The sequence below is a fragment of the Teretinema zuelzerae genome, from assembly GCF_021021555.1.
GTDB lineage: Bacteria > Spirochaetota > Spirochaetia > Treponematales > Treponemataceae > Teretinema > Teretinema zuelzerae.
On sequence record NZ_JAINWA010000003.1, the window covers coordinates 305,484 to 325,184 of the forward strand.

19 protein-coding genes and 1 tRNA gene are annotated in these 19,701 nt (G+C 53.0%); 2 read left to right on the top strand and 18 right to left on the bottom strand.

The window, feature by feature from the left end; all coding sequences use genetic code 11:
• Positions 1-2: 2 nt before the first annotated feature.
• From K7J14_RS08690 to K7J14_RS08720, 7 genes are read right to left on the bottom strand one after another with little or no spacing between them, the layout of a single operon-like run.
• Positions 3-1,853, bottom strand: a complete 1,851-nt coding sequence (locus K7J14_RS08690; RefSeq protein ID WP_230755339.1) for a V-type ATP synthase subunit I — start codon at positions 1,851-1,853, stop codon at positions 3-5.
• Complete coding sequence (locus K7J14_RS08695; protein WP_230755341.1) at positions 1,850-2,458, bottom strand: V-type ATP synthase subunit D; 609 nt, start codon at positions 2,456-2,458, stop codon at positions 1,850-1,852. Before K7J14_RS08695 ends, K7J14_RS08690 begins: the two co-directional genes overlap by 4 nt.
• Before the next feature lie 15 nt (positions 2,459-2,473).
• Positions 2,474-3,766 carry a V-type ATP synthase subunit B gene (locus K7J14_RS08700; protein ID WP_230755342.1) on the bottom strand — a complete coding sequence of 431 codons (1,293 nt, stop codon included), beginning with the start codon at positions 3,764-3,766 and terminating at the stop codon, positions 2,474-2,476.
• 3 nt (positions 3,767-3,769) lie between these two features.
• Entirely contained in the window at positions 3,770-5,560 is a 1,791-nt protein-coding gene (locus K7J14_RS08705; RefSeq protein ID WP_230755345.1) for a V-type ATP synthase subunit A, read from the bottom strand.
• Positions 5,557-6,108 (bottom strand): DUF2764 domain-containing protein, encoded by a 552-nt coding sequence (locus K7J14_RS08710; RefSeq protein WP_230755347.1) that lies wholly within the window; start codon positions 6,106-6,108, stop codon positions 5,557-5,559. The genes K7J14_RS08705 and K7J14_RS08710 overlap by 4 nt, the downstream gene beginning before the upstream one ends.
• 4 nt (positions 6,109-6,112) lie before the next feature.
• Positions 6,113-6,730: a V-type ATP synthase subunit E family protein gene (locus K7J14_RS08715; protein ID WP_230755349.1), complete on the bottom strand. Its 618-nt coding sequence runs from the start codon at positions 6,728-6,730 to the stop codon at positions 6,113-6,115.
• A 29-nt stretch (positions 6,731-6,759) separates the two neighbouring features.
• Positions 6,760-7,797 carry an aldose epimerase family protein gene (locus tag K7J14_RS08720; protein ID WP_230755351.1) on the bottom strand — a complete coding sequence of 346 codons (1,038 nt, stop codon included), beginning with the start codon at positions 7,795-7,797 and terminating at the stop codon, positions 6,760-6,762.
• Between the two features lie 124 nt (positions 7,798-7,921).
• On the opposite strand from K7J14_RS08720, the gene K7J14_RS08725 reads away from it, so the two are divergent.
• Entirely contained in the window at positions 7,922-8,314 is a 393-nt protein-coding gene (locus K7J14_RS08725; RefSeq protein WP_230755353.1) for a J domain-containing protein, read from the top strand.
• Positions 8,315-8,317: 3 nt separating this feature from the next.
• Here K7J14_RS08725 and K7J14_RS08730 read toward each other — a convergent pair whose 3' ends face one another.
• The 7 genes from K7J14_RS08730 to K7J14_RS08760 form a co-directional block, all read right to left on the bottom strand.
• Complete coding sequence (locus K7J14_RS08730; protein WP_230758833.1) at positions 8,318-9,706, bottom strand: sigma-54-dependent transcriptional regulator; 1,389 nt, start codon at positions 9,704-9,706, stop codon at positions 8,318-8,320.
• The gene (locus K7J14_RS08735; protein WP_230755355.1) at positions 9,706-10,833 is read right to left on the bottom strand and encodes a two-component system sensor histidine kinase NtrB; all 1,128 of its coding nucleotides are present in this window, start codon (positions 10,831-10,833) and stop codon (positions 9,706-9,708) included. The genes K7J14_RS08730 and K7J14_RS08735 overlap by 1 nt, the downstream gene beginning before the upstream one ends.
• A 38-nt stretch (positions 10,834-10,871) precedes the next feature.
• Positions 10,872-12,143 carry a hypothetical protein gene (locus tag K7J14_RS08740; RefSeq protein WP_230755357.1) on the bottom strand — a complete coding sequence of 424 codons (1,272 nt, stop codon included), beginning with the start codon at positions 12,141-12,143 and terminating at the stop codon, positions 10,872-10,874.
• 33 nt (positions 12,144-12,176) lie between these two features.
• Positions 12,177-12,662 (bottom strand): CvpA family protein, encoded by a 486-nt coding sequence (locus K7J14_RS08745; RefSeq protein WP_230755359.1) that lies wholly within the window; start codon positions 12,660-12,662, stop codon positions 12,177-12,179.
• On the bottom strand, positions 12,659-13,774 hold the full coding sequence (gene murG / locus K7J14_RS08750; RefSeq protein WP_230755361.1) for an undecaprenyldiphospho-muramoylpentapeptide beta-N-acetylglucosaminyltransferase: 1,116 nt from the start codon (positions 13,772-13,774) through the stop codon (positions 12,659-12,661). The genes K7J14_RS08745 and murG overlap by 4 nt, the downstream gene beginning before the upstream one ends.
• A 13-nt stretch (positions 13,775-13,787) precedes the next feature.
• Positions 13,788-14,690: an ankyrin repeat domain-containing protein gene (locus tag K7J14_RS16220; protein ID WP_230755363.1), complete on the bottom strand. Its 903-nt coding sequence runs from the start codon at positions 14,688-14,690 to the stop codon at positions 13,788-13,790.
• A 107-nt stretch (positions 14,691-14,797) separates the two neighbouring features.
• Positions 14,798-14,870: transfer RNA gene (locus tag K7J14_RS08760), tRNA-Phe, on the bottom strand.
• A 124-nt stretch (positions 14,871-14,994) separates the two neighbouring features.
• Between K7J14_RS08760 and K7J14_RS08765 the strand changes: the two genes are divergently transcribed.
• The gene (locus tag K7J14_RS08765) at positions 14,995-15,891 is read left to right on the top strand and encodes a hypothetical protein (protein WP_230755365.1); all 897 of its coding nucleotides are present in this window, start codon (positions 14,995-14,997) and stop codon (positions 15,889-15,891) included.
• A gap of 113 nt (positions 15,892-16,004) precedes the next feature.
• Here the strand turns inward: K7J14_RS08765 and K7J14_RS08770 are convergent, their stop codons facing one another.
• Genes K7J14_RS08770 through K7J14_RS08785 form a run of 4 tightly spaced genes read right to left on the bottom strand, consistent with a single transcriptional unit; the run spans position 16,005 to position 19,688 of the window.
• Positions 16,005-16,814, bottom strand: coding sequence for a hypothetical protein (locus K7J14_RS08770; protein WP_230755367.1), 810 nt, complete (start codon positions 16,812-16,814; stop codon positions 16,005-16,007).
• A 23-nt stretch (positions 16,815-16,837) separates the two neighbouring features.
• The gene (locus K7J14_RS08775; RefSeq protein WP_230755369.1) at positions 16,838-17,401 is read right to left on the bottom strand and encodes a hypothetical protein; all 564 of its coding nucleotides are present in this window, start codon (positions 17,399-17,401) and stop codon (positions 16,838-16,840) included.
• A 3-nt stretch (positions 17,402-17,404) separates the two neighbouring features.
• On the bottom strand, positions 17,405-17,737 hold the full coding sequence (locus K7J14_RS08780) for a hypothetical protein (RefSeq protein WP_230755371.1): 333 nt from the start codon (positions 17,735-17,737) through the stop codon (positions 17,405-17,407).
• Positions 17,718-19,688, bottom strand: coding sequence for a FapA family protein (locus tag K7J14_RS08785; RefSeq protein WP_230755372.1), 1,971 nt, complete (start codon positions 19,686-19,688; stop codon positions 17,718-17,720). Before K7J14_RS08785 ends, K7J14_RS08780 begins: the two co-directional genes overlap by 20 nt.
• Positions 19,689-19,701 lie beyond the last annotated feature (13 nt).

Sequence of the window (19,701 nt, forward strand, 5' to 3'; positions counted from 1 at the left end):
TCCTATTTTTCTACCGCTTTTGCGAACGGTTCATATTTAAAGCCTGACCAGGTCAGACCAAGATGGTTTGAGAACTCAAGCGTGTTGAGTCGTACTCCGTGGACGATAACAGAAAGCGCGTTCATTACGAAATTGAGTCCATGCCCGAAGAACAGAATCAAAAGAGCGGCGAAAATAATGAAGCCTCCCAGGAATGGTCCGGCCATTGAATTGATCGTCGCGCTGATCGCCGATCCCGCCAGGCCTACAGCCCATAGACGGATATAGCTCATAATGTCGCCGAACATGTTTACGATTCCGAGAAGCATGGTGATTATGTTCTTCAGACTCTCAAGAATGCCCTTGCCTACGCTTCCGTCGTAATTGATGAATACGAAGTTGAGCAGAAATCCGACGCCGATAAGGCCGAGCACCACATTAGTGAGCGGATATTTCTGCGCATCCACCACGAGATTCAGAACGACGAAATACATGCCGATGGTCATCATCAGCGACCCCAGTTCTCCAAGGCTTTTAAAGGATTTAATGTACCTGAAAACCCCGATTACATGAGCCAGAGAGATCTGAATCAAACCGAGGGTGAAGCAGAATATCTTGATATTTGTCGCGGAATCGGGATTCTCGTTCGAAAATGCCGGCAAAGCGATTGAACGCAGTGCATCCGGAAGCGAGGCCGCCGGAATTCCGAACCAGGTGCAGGTGATCACGCCCCAGACGACGGTCATCAATCCCAGATACAGGAACATTACCAATCCGGTTGCGACCTTTTTTCCCTTTCTGAGGGAAGAGACGATCAAACCGGATGAGATCAGAACCAACAGAGACCCGTAGCCTGCGTCTCCGAAAATCATCGCAAAGAAAATTCCGAAGAACAGCAGGAACCACAGCGAAATATCGAGTTCCCGATAGCCCGGAACCGTGCCGAGAAATTCCAGCAACGGAGAAATCAGGTTTACAACCCTGTTGTTGCGAATCTTGGTCGGCACGAGATCTTCCTCGGACGGAACGTCTGAAAGAAGCGCCCACCCATGAGACGCTGCCGCCTGTTTCACCAGATGCACGTCTTCTGTCGGAACATAACCAGTGAGCCATGCGAGCGATCCCGACTTCGACGCGGAAAGTTCAATGCTCTCCATCCCGGCGCGAACGGTTTCGAATTCAAGTTCTGCGGTTATTTCTCGTTTGAGGGCTTCGATAGACGCAAGGTTAAGCGCGCATTCTGCAAGCTCTTTTTCAATCCGCGGAAGCGAAGCGCGCGCCGAATCGACCTGGGCCTTCATCTCAGCGGTGGAAATTTCAGGAAGAGCGAGCTCGACCGCATCAGCAGGCAGGGATTCCGGAAGGAGATCGTCTTCCTGAACGAGTACGCAACGCGCGACCTTGCCTTCCTTTGAAAGGAGAACCGTTTTAACGGAATCTGCGAGTTTCGCGTAACTTGCTGCGGACATTTCAAGCGGAAAGAGGTAGATTCCCTGGTCCGCCAACGAGTTGAAGGAAGAGGGATCGACCTCGCCCCAGGGCGACAATCGTTCGATCTCCGCAACATTCCGCGCTATTAATTCTATAGCGGACCGTTTTTCATCCCGCAGGATGAAAACAGAGTCGACGAGTGAAAGAGCTGAATTCCTGTCGAGCGAGGCTGATGGAGCACGTCCCTTTTCCGGTTTTATCTCGGATAACACGCCCAGGCACTGATCTATCCGCGAGAGTTGCGCCTGAAGTTCTGAAACGTCGTGGCTCGCAGCGGTGCGCTTTTCGATATGGAGAACGCCGAGATCCCTCAGGGAGGAAAGCGCCGTTCGCCTTTCCTCATCAAGCATTACGAGGGTAATTTTCTTCATTGGAACAATCATTTACCTTCCTCTCCTGCTTTCTCCAGATTTTTTTTCGAAATTTTGCCCCGTACAACCGACGCAACCTGTTGATCTCCCAGATACACGGTAATTTTCTTGATATTCGCCCGCGTTTCCGGAATTTTGACCTTCTCGAACAAATTAACTCGCTGGGTAGTCGTCCGCAGCTCCTGTTGAAGCAATCTAACCTGTTCATCGAGAACACGGGCTTCAAGATCGAGGCTCAACACTTTTTCGAGCCTGTCGGAGGCGGTGTCGACCCACAGGGGCGTGCGATATAAATCATACTGCAGGCGCTCGAAATCAGCTCCGCTGAACACGGGAATCGAAACGCCGGCGATGTTTCCGACCGACGTCCGCACCTCGCGAACCTGAACAGTGTCAGGAGCGAACGATGCGGAGTCTCCGAACACGGCGATCCAATCTTCGAATTCGGCGTTCAGACGGTCGCGCTGGGCGCGAACATCCCTGGCCCGCAACTCGATTGTGCGAATCTCGGTCTGGAGCTGCTGTTTCTTGAGCTGGAGCGTAGGTAGATAGCGCCGATACATTTTCAGGCTTTCTTTCTGCGCTTTAAGCTCATTTTTCGTCAGCTTAATTGCCATTGGCTCCCGTCCTATTTATTTAGGCCAGTACTGGTTTATCAGTTCCGACTTGATTCCGGTTTCTTCCGGTTTGAAACACTCTGCTAAAATCTTCCATCCGGCGTCGAGCGCTCCCTCGAGCGGGATGTTGACCGAAAGATCCATCATCTGCTTTTCAAACAGCAGTCCGTATTTCAGAAGCTTGTTGTCCCATTCGGACATCATGAATCCCATGGATTTTTTTTCAAGGGTATCCTTATACGAAGAATATAGCTTGATCATATTGTCCATCAGAGCGCGGTGATCGGGACGCGTTTTTCCGTTTACGTTCTGCTTGAGGCGGGAAAGGCTTCCGAACGGTTCGATGCGTCCGTTCTTGAGGTAGAACTGGCCTTCCGTGATGTAGCCGGTATTGTCGGGAACAGGATGGGTAACGTCGTCTCCGGGCATCGTGGTAACCGCGAGAATGGTTACCGAACCGGCGCCTTCGAAATCGACAGCCTTCTCGTAGCGGGCAGCAAGCTGGCTGTAAAGATCTCCGGGATATCCGCGGTTCGACGGAACCTGCTCCTGTATGATCGCGATTTCCTTCATGGCGTCCGCGAAGTTGGTCATATCGGTGAGGAGAACCAGAACGTCTTTTCCCTGAAGGGCGAACTGCTCTCCAACGGCCAGGCACATATCGGGAATCATGAGGCACTCAACGGTCGGATCGGCCGCTGTATGCACGAACATGACGGTTCTGCTCATCGCTCCGGCGTTTTCAAGGGTCTCCTTGAAGACCAGATAATCGTCGTACTTCAATCCCATGCCGCCGAGAACGATAACGTCGACTTCCGCCTGCATCGCGATGCGGGCGAGCAGTTCGTTATAGGGCTCGCCGGATATCGAGAAAATCGGGAGCTTCTGGGATACGACGAGGGTGTTGAACATATCGATCATCGGAATTCCGGTGCGGATCATGCGTTCGGCCATGATTCGCTTGGAGGGATTGACCGAGGGTCCTCCTATCTGTACGAGGTTGTCCTTGAGGGCGGGGCCGGAGTCGCGGGGATTTCCCGAACCGTTGAAGATGCGCCCCATGAGATTGTCGGAAAAGCTTACGCGCATCTCGTTTCCGAGGAAACGAGTCTGGTCGCCGGTAGAAATACCGCGTCCGCCGGCGAAAACCTGCAGGGAAACCAGATCGCCGTTGAGTTTGTTGACTTCAGCCAGCGACGTCCCGAAGGAGGTTTCGATTTCCGCAAGCTCCCCGTATTTAACGCCGCTCGCCTTTACGGTGATGACAGAGCCGTTAATTGATTCAATCTTGCTGTATACCTTTTTCATGGCTTACTCCGCAGTCCCGGCCTGCGCATGCACAAGGCCGATCATTTTTTCCGCTTCCGGATCGATTCCCTTCGACATTTCTTCCAGGGATCCGCGAATCTCGTTTTCGATCTTTCTGAACGAATCAGACTTCCATTCGGCGTAGTTGTAGTCGATGAAGAGCATTCTGATTTTATTGAACCAGGAACGAGCAGCGTCTTTATCCGCGAAATCGAACGAGGTGCCGAGGACAGTCAGAATGAACTTGAAGAGGTAATACTGCCGTTCCGTGGAAACAGCGGCATCGACGGGATCGAAGGAGTTCTGCTGCAGATAGACCGCATCCAGGAAGTTTCCCTTCAGATAGACGATGAAGTCGTCCAGGCTGGTTCCTTCTTCTCCGACAACCTTCATCATCTGCTCGACTTCTGTTCCGCGCCTCAGGAAGGAGCGCGCATAGGACACAGAGCGCGAGTCAATGATCGAAGGATATTTCGACCAGGAATCGAGGGGATGGATGGCCGGATACTTTCGGGCGTCGGACCTCTCGCGGGAAAGTCCGTGGAAGGCGCCTACGACCTTCAAGGTCGCCTGGGTAACCGGCTCTTCGAAGTTTCCGCCCGCCGGCGATACCGTTCCGCCGATCGTAACCGATCCGGTCGATCCGTCTGCAAGGCGCACGATGCCGGCGCGTTCATAGAAAGCTGCGATGTACGATTCGAGATAGGCGGGGAAGGCTTCTTCTCCCGGGATCTCCTCGAGGCGTCCGGACATTTCCCGGAGAGCCTGGGCCCAGCGGCTGGTAGAGTCCGCGAGCAGAAGGACGTCGAGGCCCATCTGCCGATAGTATTCAGCGAGAGTAACGCCGGTGTATACGGAGGCTTCGCGGGCCGCGACCGGCATCGACGAAGTATTGCAGATGATGATCGTCCGCTCCATAAGAGATCGGCCGGTGCGCGGATCGGTCAATTCGGGAAATTCCTTGAGGGTTTCCACGACTTCGCCGGCGCGCTCGCCGCATGCCGCTATGATTACGATGTCGACCTCAGCGTTGCGGCTGGTCGTGTGCTGAAGAACGGTTTTTCCGGCTCCGAACGGCCCGGGGATGCAATAAGTTCCCCCTTTCGCAACCGGGAAGAAAGTATCGATCGTTCTTGTTTTGGTGGTGAGAGTTTCCGTCGGCATGAGGCGTTCTGCATAGCAGTTTATTGCACGCTTAACCGGCCACTTGAAGCTCATCGTAACGGGGATAACGTTTCCCTTTTCATCGGTTAGCTCGGCGATCGTATCGCTGAGGGCGTAATTACCGGCCCCCTGGATGCTCTTTACCTTGTACGAGCCGAGAAAACCGAACGGAACCATGATTCTATGGGTAAAACTGCCCTCGGGGACGGTTCCGAGCGTATCGGCGCGGGCCACGGTATCGCCGACCTTCGCGACGGGAGTAAATTCCCAGCGGGTTGCGTCCGGAAGGGGATCAAGGTAGATTCCTCTTTCGAGAAAGAATCCGGCCTGCTTCGCAAGATCGGGGAGAGGATTCTGGAGTCCGTCATACACCTGGCCGAGAAGGCCCGGTCCCAGTTCAACTACAAGCAGATCTCCCGTGAACTCTACGGTGTCTCCTACCTGTATTCCCTTCGTAATTTCAAAAACCTGCAACTGAGCGACGTCGCCGCGGATGCGGATAACTTCGCTCTTCAGCTTTTTTTCACCGACTTTTACGTAGCCAACTTCATTAAGGGCAACCGTACCGTCGAATTCGACGCTGATCATGTTGCCGTTGACGGCGACTACCGTGCCTTTTGTATCCGTCATGCTTCTTCTCCAAGGATCTGGTTATAGATTGAGGTATAGGATGCTCGGCCCGCTTCTTTAGTAAAGCGATCGCCGCGTTCATGCAGAAGGAGGCTAATCGCATAAGCGAAAAGAGCCTCGGAATCGAAAAAATGATTTCCTCTCAGCGATTCGGCCCAGCTTCTTCTGATGTTTTCCAGTGCGCGTTCCGCGTCCAAAGGACTTTCCAAGCCCGAAACGTTTTTAGCCGCCTGCTGGATGTCAGGATATTTGAGGACAGATTCCTCTTCTTCCTGAGTCCAATGTACATCGCGTTTAAACCGCGCGGCCCGAAGGCGCTCGAGGCACAACCGGAGTATGCGTTCCCGTTCGTACCAGGAATCGACCAGAACAGAACCGGTTTTATGCTCGGGTCTGGGAGGCTCAAGGGAAAGCGCGGCAAGTATTTTATTATCGCGCGCCGAAATAAAACGCGAGGCAGTTTCCTTAAATTGGTCGTACGTGACGGGAAGCGGGAGATTCGGAAGGATTCCGGGCAGCTGCGCCATCAAGTAGTAATAACTGCTCACTTCCCTACAGCTCCTTCGCGGCCGACTTAAGAATTCCCGCTACCCGGGGATTCAGATAGGCTGCAAAAAGATCGGCGACGGCTTCTGCTGAAAAATCATAATAGGCTGAACCGTCTTTGGTGCCGATCCTGAAACCTTTGGAGACATCGGTACTGATCTTCAGTTCCATGCCCTTGGCGATCTGGGACTTCAATGCCGAGGTAAAACCCGACTCGAGTTTAGCCGCGTCAGAGGGAGAAAGGAGCACGGCGATATCGTCGCTTCCCTGGGACGAGCTCCAGGACTTGACCACTGCGGGAACAAGTTCGGCAAGAAGAGACTCTGAATAGGCTGAAGCGGTCTCCGCGCGGATAAGCGCGTTCAATTCTGCGATGATGCTGTCGCGAAAAGCAATGATCAGGTTTCGGCCGGCCTGGGAAATGGCGGAGACGGAAGCTTTTTCGCTTCTTTCCGCTTCTTCGGAGGCTTTTTTCACAATTGATTCGGCTTCGCCGCGGGCGTTCTTCACGATTTCCGCGGCCTTGGCCTCAGCATTTTTGATAATATCCGCGGCCTTGGCCTCGGCACTCTCAACACCGTCTTTTCTGATTTTTTCGACAAGTTCCTGTAACTGGACGTCCATAGTCACCTCTCTCAAGTTATGTTGAATGCTTATTGCTCAAAATCGAAATGCCATACCGTTTCCTGGCGATATCGGTCGCCGGGAAGAAGAATGCTGGGAGGAAATTCGGGCCTGTTCGGAGTATCGGGGAAATGCTGGGTTTCAAGGCAGAATCCCGCGTTTTTTTCATAGCGCGCGCCGAGCTTGCCGATTTCGCCGGAGAGAAAATTACCGGTATAAAACTGAACGCCGGGCTGGGTTGATTCTACGGTGAGCTTGCGTCCCGAAACGGGATCGGTAACCAAGGCGACCGGATTCAAAGGATCGCCGGCACGGTTGATCTCCCAATTGTGGTCGAAACCGCCGGGAACTTTATCAATATCGAGGCCGATTTTCTTACCGGCTCTGAAATCGAAGGGCGTTCCCGCGACATCGAGAATTTTTCCCGAGGGAATAGCGTTTTGATCGACAGGGGTGTACCGATCGGCGAAGAGCTGAACCTCATGGTTCAACACTGAACCTGAATCGTGGCCGGCGAGGTTGAAATAGGTATGATTGGTAAGATTTACATGAGTCGGCTGGTCCGTTTTAGCGGAATACCGAAGCACGATGTCGTTTGCAGCGGTCAGGGCGTACACAACCTTCATATCGAGATTTCCGGGGAAGCCTTGTTCGCCTGCGGGGCTTCGCCTTCGAAAAATAACGCCCGCTTCGCGCGAATTCGCGAAGACTTCGGCGTCCCAGACCGTCTTGTGATAACCGGGCCGCCCGCCGTGAAGGCAGTTTCCGTGATCGTTGGAATCGAGGGACCAGGTTTGTCCGGCAACCTCGAAAGCAGCTCCTGAAACGCGGTTTGCAAAGCGGCCTACCAAACATCCGAGATAGGGACCGTTCAACGCGTATCCGTCGAGGGTGGAATATCCGAGAACCACGTCTACCGGGATTCTATTGGAAGAAGGAAGAAGAATGCTGGTGATGGCGCAACCTAAATTCGTTACCGAAAAGGACATTTCGCCGTTAGTAACCGTGAAAAGAGACACTTTCTTGCCAGAAGACAAGGTGCCGAACGATCTTTTTTTGACTTTCATCTTATGACTCCCATGTACATTAGAGCATACCATGAGTTTATAGAACTGCATCGGACTTTGCAAGTGAGCTTGCTTGTAAAAGTGTTTTTTTGCGGGTATAGTTTTTTCGGGAGGCCGCTGCGTCATGGCTGAAGATTATTACGAACGTCTCGGAAGCATCTTGAAAGACAGGCTAAACAGCGATGAAGATCCGTTCGCTTCCTGGGATCCCCACGACGGAAGGGGAAGAAAGGCTGGCAACAGAACGGAAAGAAGACCCCCTCCCCGCACCGCGAAAAAACCGGAATTAATCGCTGTTCCGGCAGAGCTCTCGGCCGATTACGCCGTACTCGGCCTCCCTCCGGGCAGCTCCCTCGCGGAATGCAAATCGGCGTGGAAAAAGCTCATGATGAAATGCCACCCGGACCGCATCGAAGGCGATCAGGAACAGAAAAACGAGGCTGCGAGACGGGCTGCGGGAATCACCGAAGCCTGGAGACGCATTTCCAGATGGTTCGACACCGGCATCGTTTCCTGACGACTACGCATCGCCTTCGTTTTCATCGAGATCCAGCGAACCATCCTTTTCCACGCCGTAGTCAGATAATTTCCGATGAAGCGTTTTCCGTCCGATTCCCAACACCTCCGCAGTCTTGCTTTTATTGCCGTTCTGAGTCGATAGAGTTTGCAAAATAACCTGTTTTTCCGCTTCCGCCATGGTCACCCCGACCGGAATATGAAGGAGCGGAGTCTCGTCGCCCTGTCTGATCGACGGAGGAAGATCGTCCAGAGTGATGATCGAGCCGGAGCTCATCACCACCGCGCTTTCGATGCAGTTTTTCAGCTGGCGGATATTGCCGGGCCAGTCGTACGCGTACAAGGCGGACCTGGCCTTCGGATCGATGCCTTCGATCTTCTTCCCGTTTTCCTCGGCAAATTCCCTGATGAAGGCCGTAATCATGAGCGGCAGATCGTCCTTCCTGTCGCGGAGCGGCGGGACGTGTATCCTGACCACGTTCAGGCGATAATACAGATCTTCGCGGAAGCGGCCTTCGGCGATCTCTTTCTCAAGATCGCGGTTCGTTGCGGCGATCACCCGGACATCGACCTCGAGGGTTTCCTCCCCGCCGACGCGCTCGAACATCTTTTCCTGGAGAACGCGAAGTATTTTAATTTGCACGGTTTGGTCTATCTCGCCGATTTCATCGAGAAAAATCGTGCCCGAATGAGCCAACTCGAAGCGTCCGCGCTTTCGGGAGACCGCGCCGGTGAAAGAACCCTTTTCATGGCCGAACAGCTCGCTTTCGAGCAGGGATTCAGCCAGGGCGGCGCAATGTACTTTAATAAAGGGATTGGCGCTTCGAGGCGAAAGATTATGAAGGGCGTTCGCGATGAGCTCTTTCCCCACGCCGCTTTCTCCGGTGATGAGAACGGAGGCCTTGGTCGCCGCGACGCGCTTCACGACGTCGAAAACCTTGAGCATGGACGGGCTTTTACCGATTATGTGCTCGAAGGTTTTCCGGCCTTCTACCTCCCGCTCCAGCTCCCGATGCTGCAATACCAGTTCGCGGTTTTGCAGCGCCCTCTTCACTAAAAGGGAAAGCCGGTCGAGATTCAGCGGTTTCGTCAGAAAATCATACGCGCCCGAACGCATAGCGTCGACTGCCGTCTCGACCGTTCCGTGGCCGGTCAGCACGATGACCGGGACGCCGGGTTTTTCGCTCGTCACCCTGCGCAGCACTTCCTCTCCGCTCACGCCCGGCATCCGAAGATCGGTGATGACCAGATCGATTTCGTTGTGCAGGGCGATTTCAAGGCCTTCCTTGCCGTCGCTCGCCTGCATCACCTCGTAACCGTCCATTTCAAGGGCGGCGGCAAGGCCTGCGCGGATATTTTTTTCGTCGTCGATTACGAGTATGGTAAATTTAATCATGTGGAAAACTCCTCATAGCCGAGCAGCTTCTGCGCGCGACGGAGAACGGGCAGCGTTATGGTGAAGCAGGTACCCTTGTCGGCCTCTGATTTCACCTGTATGTCTCCTCCGTGCTCCTTCACTACTTTATACGTCATCGTCAAACCGAGTCCGGTTCCGTCGACCTTCGTCGTAAAATACGGCTCGAATATCTTGTGAATCACGTCGTCGGGGATGCCTGTTCCGGTGTCTTCCACCGCAAGCAAAATCACATCGTCCCTGAGGCGGGTTTTCAAATGGATAGAACCGCCCAACGGCATGGCCGCGATCGCGTTTTTAACCAGATTAATGAGCATCTGGCGCAGGAAACGGTCGTCGCCGCGGATCGAAGGCAACCCCTGGGCAAGATCGAGCTGCAGATGGATCTTGTGCTGTTCGAGCTCGCCTGAGAAAAAGTCCGCCAGAGAGAGCACGAGGGCGTTGATGTCCACGGGAGAAAATTCGAATTTCAGGGGTCTGACCGCGAACAGGAAATCCACCACGATCCGGTTAAGCCGCTCGATCTCTTCGTCGACGACGTCGAGATACTTTACGTTCTGAGGCGAAAGGGTCTCTCCGCAGGAGGCGATGTTTTTCCGTAAAAGCTGCACATAGATGCTGATCGATCCCAGCGGATTTTTGATTTCATGCGCGACCGTCGCGGCAAGATTCGTCAGGCTCGCCAGGCTTTCAAGCCTGCGGTTCCTCATTTCGTCGGCACGGCGGTCCGTAACGTCTTCTATCGTTATGATCGTTCCCCTGACGCTTTTGCTTCTGACGAGAGGCATGACGGCAAGGCTCAGGATGCGTCGATCAGACGCCGTATCGATGACGAAGTCGCGGGGAGCGGCGTTTTCTTCCGATTCGATGGTTTCGTGCACGAAGGCGGAAATCTCCGGATCGCGGATGCAGCTCCATACCGGCCGATCCTGAATATCGTGAAATTCCATGGGAAGTATGCGAGACGAAGCCTTGTTGTTCTGCACCATGATGTGGAAGGAATCGCAGACGATGATGCCGATGGAAACAGAATCCAGAACGGCGTCCAACAGTTCGTATTCTTCGGTGACGAGGCCGAGCAGACTCTGCATCTGCTCGTTGTTCATTCTCGAAGTCTTCTGCAGCGCCCTTCTGATGAATTCCCTCATAAGGCGGCCTTCATCTCTTCCCGAAGTTTTTCAATCGCCGCCTGGGCGCCGATATTATACACATTAACCGAATCGGAAGCGTCTCTCAGCAAAACCGTCCACCGGCTGAAACAGGAAATTTCGCGCGCGTCTGCTGAATCGTTTCGAAGCGCGTCCCGCATATAGCGGGCGATCCGGCTCAAGAACAGCGTCCAGACGATCGAAGGCTTGCATCGATTCAGGATTGCAAGTATCGAGGCCGGAGCGCCGGAATCAGAATCCATACGAGGTGCGGAATCGGAACGGAGCGACTCCTTCAAGGCCGGAAGCGGCCGGCGTCCTTCGTCGAGGGCGTCGAGAAGGATTCCGTTCAGGAAGGCCGAAGCCGCGGCGGAGATCTGCTCGGGCGAGACCGGAAGAAAGCGGTTGAAATAGGCATCGAGCGTGGAGCCTTCCTGAGGCACGTCCCTGAAAACCCGGGAAATTACTTCATGCTGAGACGCGATGGATCTCTCCACGAAGGCGTAGGTGCGAACCCTGGACAGTATCGTGGGAAGGATGGCGCCTCTGCGGTTCGTCGTAAGAATGAAGGCGACGTTTTCCGGCGGCTCCTCCAACACTTTCAGGAAAGCGTTGCGCGCGGATTCCTGCATGCGATCGGCGTTTTCGACAATCAGTATTTTGCGTTTTCCCGCCGGGCTCAGCCGAACCCAGGAAGAAGCGTTCCGCACCTGGCTGACGGGAATCGAATCAGTAAGAAAATCATCCTCGAGCTTTCCCGCGAGATTCTTCAGGGACTCGACCTTTTTCTTCAGCGCTTCGGAGTCGCTTTCTATCGGTCGGCGCGGGGAAAACTCCTCAAGCGCTTCTTCGATGTCGGCTAAAAGAGAGGCGGCTTTCGAAAAGCGGGATTCGTCGCCTTCCTGCAGTACCGGATGAAAGCGAAGCGTCAATTTACGCACGGCCCGTATGAATAGATAGCGCGAAGCCTGTGTTTGAGATCTCAAAAAAGCTTCCGCCGATGCCTGAATTTCCAGATAACAATTGCGCGAACCGATAATTAATAGATCTGGATGAACCAATTCCTTATGCCGAAGACAGGAAGGACATTCGCATTGCCAAGGCGCGTCGGCGTTTTTGCAGGATAACGAGCGGGCCAGTTCCAGGGCAGCGGTCAATTTTCCCGAAGACGACGGGCCAGAAAAGAGTATCGAAGGGGGAAGCCTGCTGCCTCGTATATCGTCCATCAATAAAACGGCAGCTGGTTGGGAAATGACGTTCTCGAACATTATGTATGCATCCTCCGGGATGGGTAATTCTGACTATGCCGGCAAAAAGCCGGAAATCGCGGATCGTCCTTCTTGAACAAAGGGCAGCAGGAGACGGGCGAACAAGCTTCCCTCCAACAGCGACGAAACGTCGAACCACGGCTGCATGGTCATGAGTGAAAGCACGACCATGACAAGCAGAACGCCCTCTGCGAAACCCAGGAAAAAGCCGAGGGCGCGGTCCAGATTCGCCATGGTTTCTCCCTCGAAGGCATTGCCCGCCAACTGTTGCAAAAGTTTTATTGCCAGATACAACACCAGAAAAATAGAAAGGAAGGATGCCGGCGCCGCGAATACGCCGGGACCGAGAATGCGCGCCGCATAGGGTTCCAGGGTGCGGAAAAAGAGAATTCCGCCCATCAGGCCGATGAGTATCGCGGCTCGGGAGAAAAACTCCGCGATAAAGCCTGTAAGCGTTACCTTTATCACCAGCAACACAATTATCAATAAGCAGACTAAGTCGAAGGGAGCTATCGTCATACCGGCCCCTGAATGGTCGTTTCAATAAGCATATCCGCGATGATTTGCGCGGGGTTAGCCTGAATCAATCTTGCCGACGCGGACGCCATGGCAGCGAGCGCATCCGGATTCTGCGCAAGGTTGCTCACGACGGCGCATAATTTCTCCGCCGACGCGTTCTCTCCTGTGAGACTAACTGCAGCTCCGCGAGTCTCGAAAAAGTGAGCGTTTTCAACCTGGTCTCCGCGGGAACTTCCTTTCTCCAGAGGAATGAGGATCATCGGTTTTCCCGCGGCCGCGCATTCCCAAACCGTATTCGCTCCGGCCCTGGCCACCACAAGGGATGCGGAAGCGAGAACGTCGGCCATCTCGTCTCTGATGAACGGATACGGCTTGTAGCGCCCGGCGGTTTCAGGGTCGTCGTAAAGCTCCGTTTGATCGAAGTGGGAAGGACCCGTCTGATGAACGACGATGAAAAATCGGCACAATTCTTTCAACGACCGGCTCACCAGTTCGTTCACCTGCCGCGCGCCGAGGCTGCCGCCGAGAACGAGCAGAATGGGAAGGCCGGACTTGTCCGCTCCAAGAAAAATCCGCCCTGCATCTGAGCGCGCGGAGTAGAAGGCGGATCGCACCGGATTGCCGACGACGACCGCTTTCTGTTGTTTGGAAGGAGAGAAGAATTTTTTAGTTTCATCGTAGGTAACCAGAATTTTCTTCGCAAACAGGGAATTGATGCGGGTGGCAAGGCCGGGAGAGAAATCGCACTCATGCGTGAACACCGGAATTCGCAGAACCCAGGCTGCGCAGCACACCGGAACGCTTACGAATCCGCCTTTCGAAAAAACGAGAAGGGGGCGATCCTTAAGCAGATATCCGAGCGAAACGAAAAAACCGCCCGCGATTCTGAATATGTCCGTGAAGTTTTGAAAACTCGCGTATCTGCGCAATTTGCCCGTCGGGATGCCCTTGAATGATATTCCGGCGCCGGAGACAAGTTCGCGGTCGACGCCGCGCGAAGAACCGATCCAATACACCGAAAGATCGGATTTTTTCAGAAACTCTTCGATTATTGCCAAACCCGGAAAGATGTGGCCGCCAGTGCCTCCGCCGGTAAACACGATGCTTTTCATGGAAGCGATTGTATCATGATGAGGTATGGTTGAAAAGCTCCAGCAATTTTTCATTTTTAAAAAGACGGGCGTAATCCTTCGAAGACATTCCAAGGCTGTCTTTAATGTCGGGACTCGCGCCGTGCGCAAGAAGGAGGGAACACATGTCCGCGTCTCCCCTTCCCGTGGCAACGACCAGAGCCGTTTGTCCGTCCTTGCTTCTAATGTCGGGGTCAGCTCCTCTTTCCAGAAGAATTCCCGCAATAGCTGCGTCGTTCTTTTGAACGGCGTCCATAAGCGGGGAATACCCGCGATCATGGGACAGTCTGTTTATATCCGCGCCCGCGTCGATCAAACGGGAAACAACCTTCGGAAATTGAGCTCGAACGGCCAAAGACAATACGGGGGTTCCTTTCGCGTCTGCAAGAGAAGGGTCGAAACCTGCATCCAAAAAAAGAGATACCGATTCGGCGTCGCCCGAGGTAACCATCATGATGAAATTCTCGTCGAAGCAGGAAATGCCGCGATCAAGCAAGATGCGCCTTGCATGGGCTTTTTTATCTTCGATGCGGAATCTTTCTATTTCAGTATATATGAAATCTTCGAATTCTTCGGGTTTTAAAACCACTCCCAGATGGCGGATGTTTTCAGGAATAACCAGTCCTTTCGCGATTTCCACGACTATTACCCGGATGCCCTTTCCCAACGCCATGCCGGCGAAAAAAAGGAAGGAGGAAAGATCGTCCGAGTCTCCGTCCGATATGTACACGAGATGGGACTTGCTGTCCAGAACCTGCACGGGATTTCTGCAGTACGCGCTGTCCCAGATTCTTTTAATATTGAAATACTCGACGCCGCATCCTTTAGTGGTCATGATGGATCCGACAACCAACGCCTTGTCTTCTGTGGAAGGAGAATGAATCAATGCGGTTCTCACAATACACCTCGCGCTTGCGGATTCTTCAATTACAGTGTCGGATTAAAAAGCAAAAAAATAAAGAACCGCCGTTTAAAACAAAAAAAAACCACCCTTATCGGGTGGTTTGCCGTCGGACAGAATTGAACTGTCGACACATGGATTTTCAGTCCATTGCTCTACCAACTGAGCTACAACGGCTTGATGAATTACTTATACCCAGTATGAAAAAAAAAGTCAATACAACCAGGAAAAAAAACCTGATTTGGCTTGAGTTGATTTTATGCTCCTTCGGGAGTATAGTTGCAGACGGAGGACTTACACTATGAAAAGACTTTCAAGTTTCCTGTTGACTCTCGTGCTTGCCGCTGGTTTCGCAAGCGCGCAGACGCCAGACGAAACCCTCGACCAGTTCAACGCAGCCCTTGAAGATTTTCTCGTCGAAATCAACACCGCCCTTCCGGACAACGCAGTCGTAGGAGGCGCATGGTCCGACGCATATATCGGCCAGATTGTGGGCATCCCCCCTCATTTCGGCGCGGGCGTCGCGGCGGGTGTTTCAAGATTTCCCGTAACAGCTCTTAAAACAGCCATTGAACTCACGGGTCAGGACTTGCCCGTTGAAGAGCTCGTTCTTCCCAATTTCGCTATCGAAGGCAGAATCGGAGGATTCCTGCTCCCCTTCGACATCGGATTGCGGGGCGGACTTCTCCCGGAATTCACGTTCGACGATGTAACAATCGGCTATATGAACATCGGAGCTGACATACGCTACGCCCTTCTGAAGGGAAACCTCGCGATGCCGAGCGTAAGCGTAGGCCTCGGATACTACTACACCTCGGGAAGCGTATCTTATATGTTTGATCCGAACGATCTTGTCGACTTTAACTATCCCGGAGCGGAAGAACCCAATCTCCCCGACCAGGAGCTCGCAATCGATTTCTCAACCCAGGTCATCGAAGCCAAGGCTCAGATTTCCAAGGGCTTGATCATCGCGACCCCCTACCTGGGAGCGGCAGCGTCGCTTTCCATGTCCGAGGCGACATACAAGCTGATCAACCAGACGAAGACCGTCAGCACCGCGGACGACCCTCAGCTGGGAATGAGGATTTACGGAGGAACTTCCTTCAATCTCCTCCTTCTGAAAATCGATCTGACCGGCATGTACAACATCCTCAGCGGAAACTGGGGAGCGAACCTCGGAGCCCGCATACAGCTGTAATGAAAGGCTGAATCCTGCTTATTACGCGCAGGAATGTTCGATTCAGGCGCGTAATGGGCGAGAATGCAGAAGAAGGCTGTCCTGCAAGTAGTTGCATGGCAGCCTTCTCTATTTTAAAGATAGGATGGGATAATAAGGGTGAAGGAAAAGTTAATGCCGCCGACCGGGGCGGAAACCGGGTAGTAGCCGCGAGTCCGCCGGTTTTCTATGCGGCAGGCTGGTATCGGTATGTGTTTTATGCTGACGACGTTAGAGCATACCAGAACGCGGCTTCCGTAATCGTGATTGATTTGGACGATAGAAGACCCGTTCGCGCCGGGAGAAACTGACTGGACCTGGAATTCCGGCAACCCGCACAGTTCTCCGTCCTGTTCGAAAAACAAAAAAGGAACGGTCAAGGATGGATTCGTCTTAATTGCGGTCAGAGGAGCCGTAGATTGGAGCAGAGGCGCATACTCGGCAACGAGCGCGCGATACTCAAGCAAAATAGTGATCAGCATCCTTCTCGATTCATGAAGCGACTTGAAGGCCCTCGCGAAGGGTATCGTCGATTGGGTCGAAGAGTCGTACACAGCGCGTCCGCAAAGGGCGTCCTCGACTCTTCTGCGGTCAATTTCCTCGATGATGATCCGGGGCGAAACGCTATGCAGAATGTTCGAAAAAATCCGCGGAGGAGCGGGCGACGTGCACATAACGGAAAGATAGTGGAGAGAGTCGTCGGATTTGATGATCGCGTCTATTACTATCGCTTTCGCCTCGATGAATCCGAGGAGCATCCGCATTCGCAGATTGCCTGAACGCACCGAGCGGAACGGTGAAGACTCTTCATAAATGCGGACCTGGTATAAATACTCGCTTCTGGCGCATGAATGCTGAAGAGGGAGAAAATTATCCGATTTATACAACCGTTCAGTCGTTACCATCTTTTCAAGTATCGACAAACTTGTCACATACTTGAATTGTTCATATCCAAAATCAGTTCGACCTCTCCAAGCGACAGCGACAGAGTCGAGGCTATTAAATCGGAAGAAAAGCCTTTTTGAAACAGATCGACGACCTTATCGCGGGTCGTTTCGGTCGGCAGAAAAGTCTTAGAAGATGGGCGGGGCGCAGGTTTTGTGTAGATTACCACCGGCTCGTCGCGGACGACCACGGGCTGAGAGTGAAGCGTTGCAGAAGGAGCATGAGGCGCTGCCGATGGTGTTGGAAGCGGCGGCTCGTAGGGAACAGAGATAATATCGGCCACCTGCCGTCTTTTTTCTGTTTCTTTACCGGCGAGGGCCGTACGCCTGTCGGCCTCGTCGATGAGAGAGCGCAGCGACGCAATCCTGCTCTCGAGAAGGGCGACGTCGCGATCCGCCTCGCGCCCCAGATCCACAAGAAGCCGGTCGACTTCCTGTCGTATATCGCGAAGAATTCTCTTTTCGGAAAACCTCGAACGCAAAATGTAATAAAAAACTATGAAAAGGAGGATATTTAGAAGTAACAGAAACACCGCGGTAAACGTCATGAATTATCCTGAAATATCTATATGTTTGCCTAAAGCAGGATCCTGTATGATCTCCTTGTCGGGAGCCGGTTCATCATTCTGTGAATCTTTTTGCTTTTTATCCGGATTCGGAGCCGGTTCTTCTCCGGAAGAACCGCGTTCATGAACCGCTCCTGCGGACTCGTCTCCCGCCTCGGTTCCGTGGACGGTACGGAGCCGCTCTGCCGCGTCCTGTACATTCTTCGCCATATCCTGGTCTCTCGCCGCCTGAGCGGCCTGTTGCTGTTGGACCTGGCTTTTGCCTATCTTATCGAGCTGAGTATACAGGGTTTGCAGGTCAATCGGCTGTATAGCCACTGGGAACCCTCTTCATATCATCGTCGGCGCCCTGATATTTTCCGTACCGGATCAGACCGTTTTCCAGATAGAACGTGGTCGCCTTGCAGTCGGCCCGGACTTCTTCCGTGAAGTCCCTGATCACGATTTTAACGCCGGCGTATACCTTGACGGAAGCGGACACCTTTCCCTTTGTTTTCAGGGTATTAAGGTAATCCTGAATCTGCTTGATTTCAAGATCGACTTCTTCCAATTCGGTTTTAAGGATGTATTGGCGTTCGCCGTACTTTTTAAGTATTGCTTCCTTTTCTTCGGGAAAGTCCTTTTTCTGCTTCTTCATATTAAGCAGCGTGTTGAAATTCAATTCTACGTCTTCAAGTTCTCTTTCAGCCGCTTGTTTGTTTGCAAGAAGAACGTCCAGGCGTTCCTTGCTTCTTGGATCGAAACCGACGTTTAGAACAGTTTCGCTCGCTCCGCCGAGGCTGCCGAGGCTTTTTGCGTGTATTTCTTCAGCTGCGCTCAAGATTCCGCCGATGATCGCCGCGCGCTTGCCCTGGCAGAGAATTTTACGGTTAGCCGCTACCTGTGAATTGATGATTCCGTCCGAGACGATGACGAATTCGCCGGCTTCCACCTTGGTGTTTTCGATGAATTTAGACCATATCGATTTTCCGGCATGGACAAAGCCCTCTCCCTTTCCGGCGATGCCCTGGCCGACGACTATATCGCCTTCGGCGTCGAGATCGGACTTGCCGACCGTACCCTTGACTTCGATATTTCCGGAAGCCTTGACGGAGAAGCCGTCTTCAACGTTTCCGCTGATGTACACATTGCCGAGGAACATGATGTTGCCGGTTTTAAGCGAAACATCGCCGTCTATATTGAGAATCGGCTCGACGTTGATTTTATTATTCAAGATCAGAACCTGGCCGTTCGTTTCCGCTACGATCGTCAAGCCGTCTTCTGCCAGCCGGGTGTTTTTTCCGAGCGGCATCGGAATATCTTTTCCGTTTTTCGCTTCGAGATATTTTCCCGTGACCGTCTTACCGCCCTTTCCCCGTTCAGCCAGAATTTTCTGGGCGAGGGGCTGGCCTTCCACGACGTTCTGGACGAGGTTGAGTTCTTTGAAGTCGACTTTACCGGAAGCGCTTTCCTTGAGCCTTATTTTTGTGCGATCCGTTTCAAAATTATAAATGATTTTCGCGTCGGCGCCGTCCTGAGGCTTTATTCCCTCCGCAACCAGATAATTCTGCTTGTAGATCGGTCTATCCTGGAATTCCCGGATCCGCTCTTCGTCGATGCCCGCTACGACGCGATTGTTTTTTAAAAAAGCTATGATCATGTCCGCGGAAAGATCCGCTCCTCCAGGGCCTGGGGGGGTTGCGAAGAGCCAGGCCTTCATTTCCTGATCAGTGATATCGACAGACATGAGAGCGTCGTTGCCCGGGTTGTGTTTATAAGGCCCGATTTTTACGTATTCTCCCGCCGCGGACTTCACCACGGGTTTAAGAACATCCTCTGCAAAGCCTGTTAAACCGCGATCCCTGAGGCGTTCCATCGCGTCCCGCACGGTAGCGTCTGATCCGTTTCCGACGGGAGGAGTTACTTTTATGAAAACACCGTCGAAGGCGCAGAAAACAAAGACATCGCCGTTGCGGTCTTCAATAACAGGTACGGCTTCGGCTGCAGTCGTATCGGCGGCCGCTTTTTTCTGGGCAGCGAGGGCTGCTTTCTTGGACTTTTGGGTTTGATACGCCCTCAAATACCAGTTTTTTTTATTTAACGCAAAAAAGCTGTTGGTTCCGCGCTGCAGAATTTCATATTCTACGTCTCGAACAGGAACATTAAGCTGTATACCGGCATTGGCTAGAGCCTCTTCCAGAGTATCTCCGGTTACCTCGACAAAAACCCGTGACTGATCTTCCTCAAGCTGACGTGCCATTGCCTCGCGGATTTGTTCAAGATTGACCACTGCGAATCTCCCC

Coding starts and splice junctions, on each gene's coding strand:
- K7J14_RS08690 (WP_230755339.1), bottom strand. CDS start 1,853: ATGATTGTTCCAATGAAGAAAATTACCCTCGTAATGCTTGATGAGGAA.
- K7J14_RS08695 (WP_230755341.1), bottom strand. CDS start 2,458: ATGGCAATTAAGCTGACGAAAAATGAGCTTAAAGCGCAGAAAGAAAGC.
- K7J14_RS08700 (WP_230755342.1), bottom strand. CDS start 3,766: ATGAAAAAGGTATACAGCAAGATTGAATCAATTAACGGCTCTGTCATC.
- K7J14_RS08705 (WP_230755345.1), bottom strand. CDS start 5,560: ATGACGGATACAAAAGGCACGGTAGTCGCCGTCAACGGCAACATGATC.
- K7J14_RS08715 (WP_230755349.1), bottom strand. CDS start 6,730: ATGGACGTCCAGTTACAGGAACTTGTCGAAAAAATCAGAAAAGACGGT.
- K7J14_RS08720 (WP_230755351.1), bottom strand. CDS start 7,797: ATGAAAGTCAAAAAAAGATCGTTCGGCACCTTGTCTTCTGGCAAGAAA.
- K7J14_RS08725 (WP_230755353.1), top strand. CDS start 7,922: ATGGCTGAAGATTATTACGAACGTCTCGGAAGCATCTTGAAAGACAGG.
- K7J14_RS08735 (WP_230755355.1), bottom strand. CDS start 10,833: ATGAACAACGAGCAGATGCAGAGTCTGCTCGGCCTCGTCACCGAAGAA.
- K7J14_RS08740 (WP_230755357.1), bottom strand. CDS start 12,143: ATGTTCGAGAACGTCATTTCCCAACCAGCTGCCGTTTTATTGATGGAC.
- K7J14_RS08745 (WP_230755359.1), bottom strand. CDS start 12,662: ATGACGATAGCTCCCTTCGACTTAGTCTGCTTATTGATAATTGTGTTG.
- murG (WP_230755361.1), bottom strand. CDS start 13,774: ATGAAAAGCATCGTGTTTACCGGCGGAGGCACTGGCGGCCACATCTTT.
- K7J14_RS08765 (WP_230755365.1), top strand. CDS start 14,995: ATGAAAAGACTTTCAAGTTTCCTGTTGACTCTCGTGCTTGCCGCTGGT.
- K7J14_RS08770 (WP_230755367.1), bottom strand. CDS start 16,814: ATGGTAACGACTGAACGGTTGTATAAATCGGATAATTTTCTCCCTCTT.
- K7J14_RS08775 (WP_230755369.1), bottom strand. CDS start 17,401: ATGACGTTTACCGCGGTGTTTCTGTTACTTCTAAATATCCTCCTTTTC.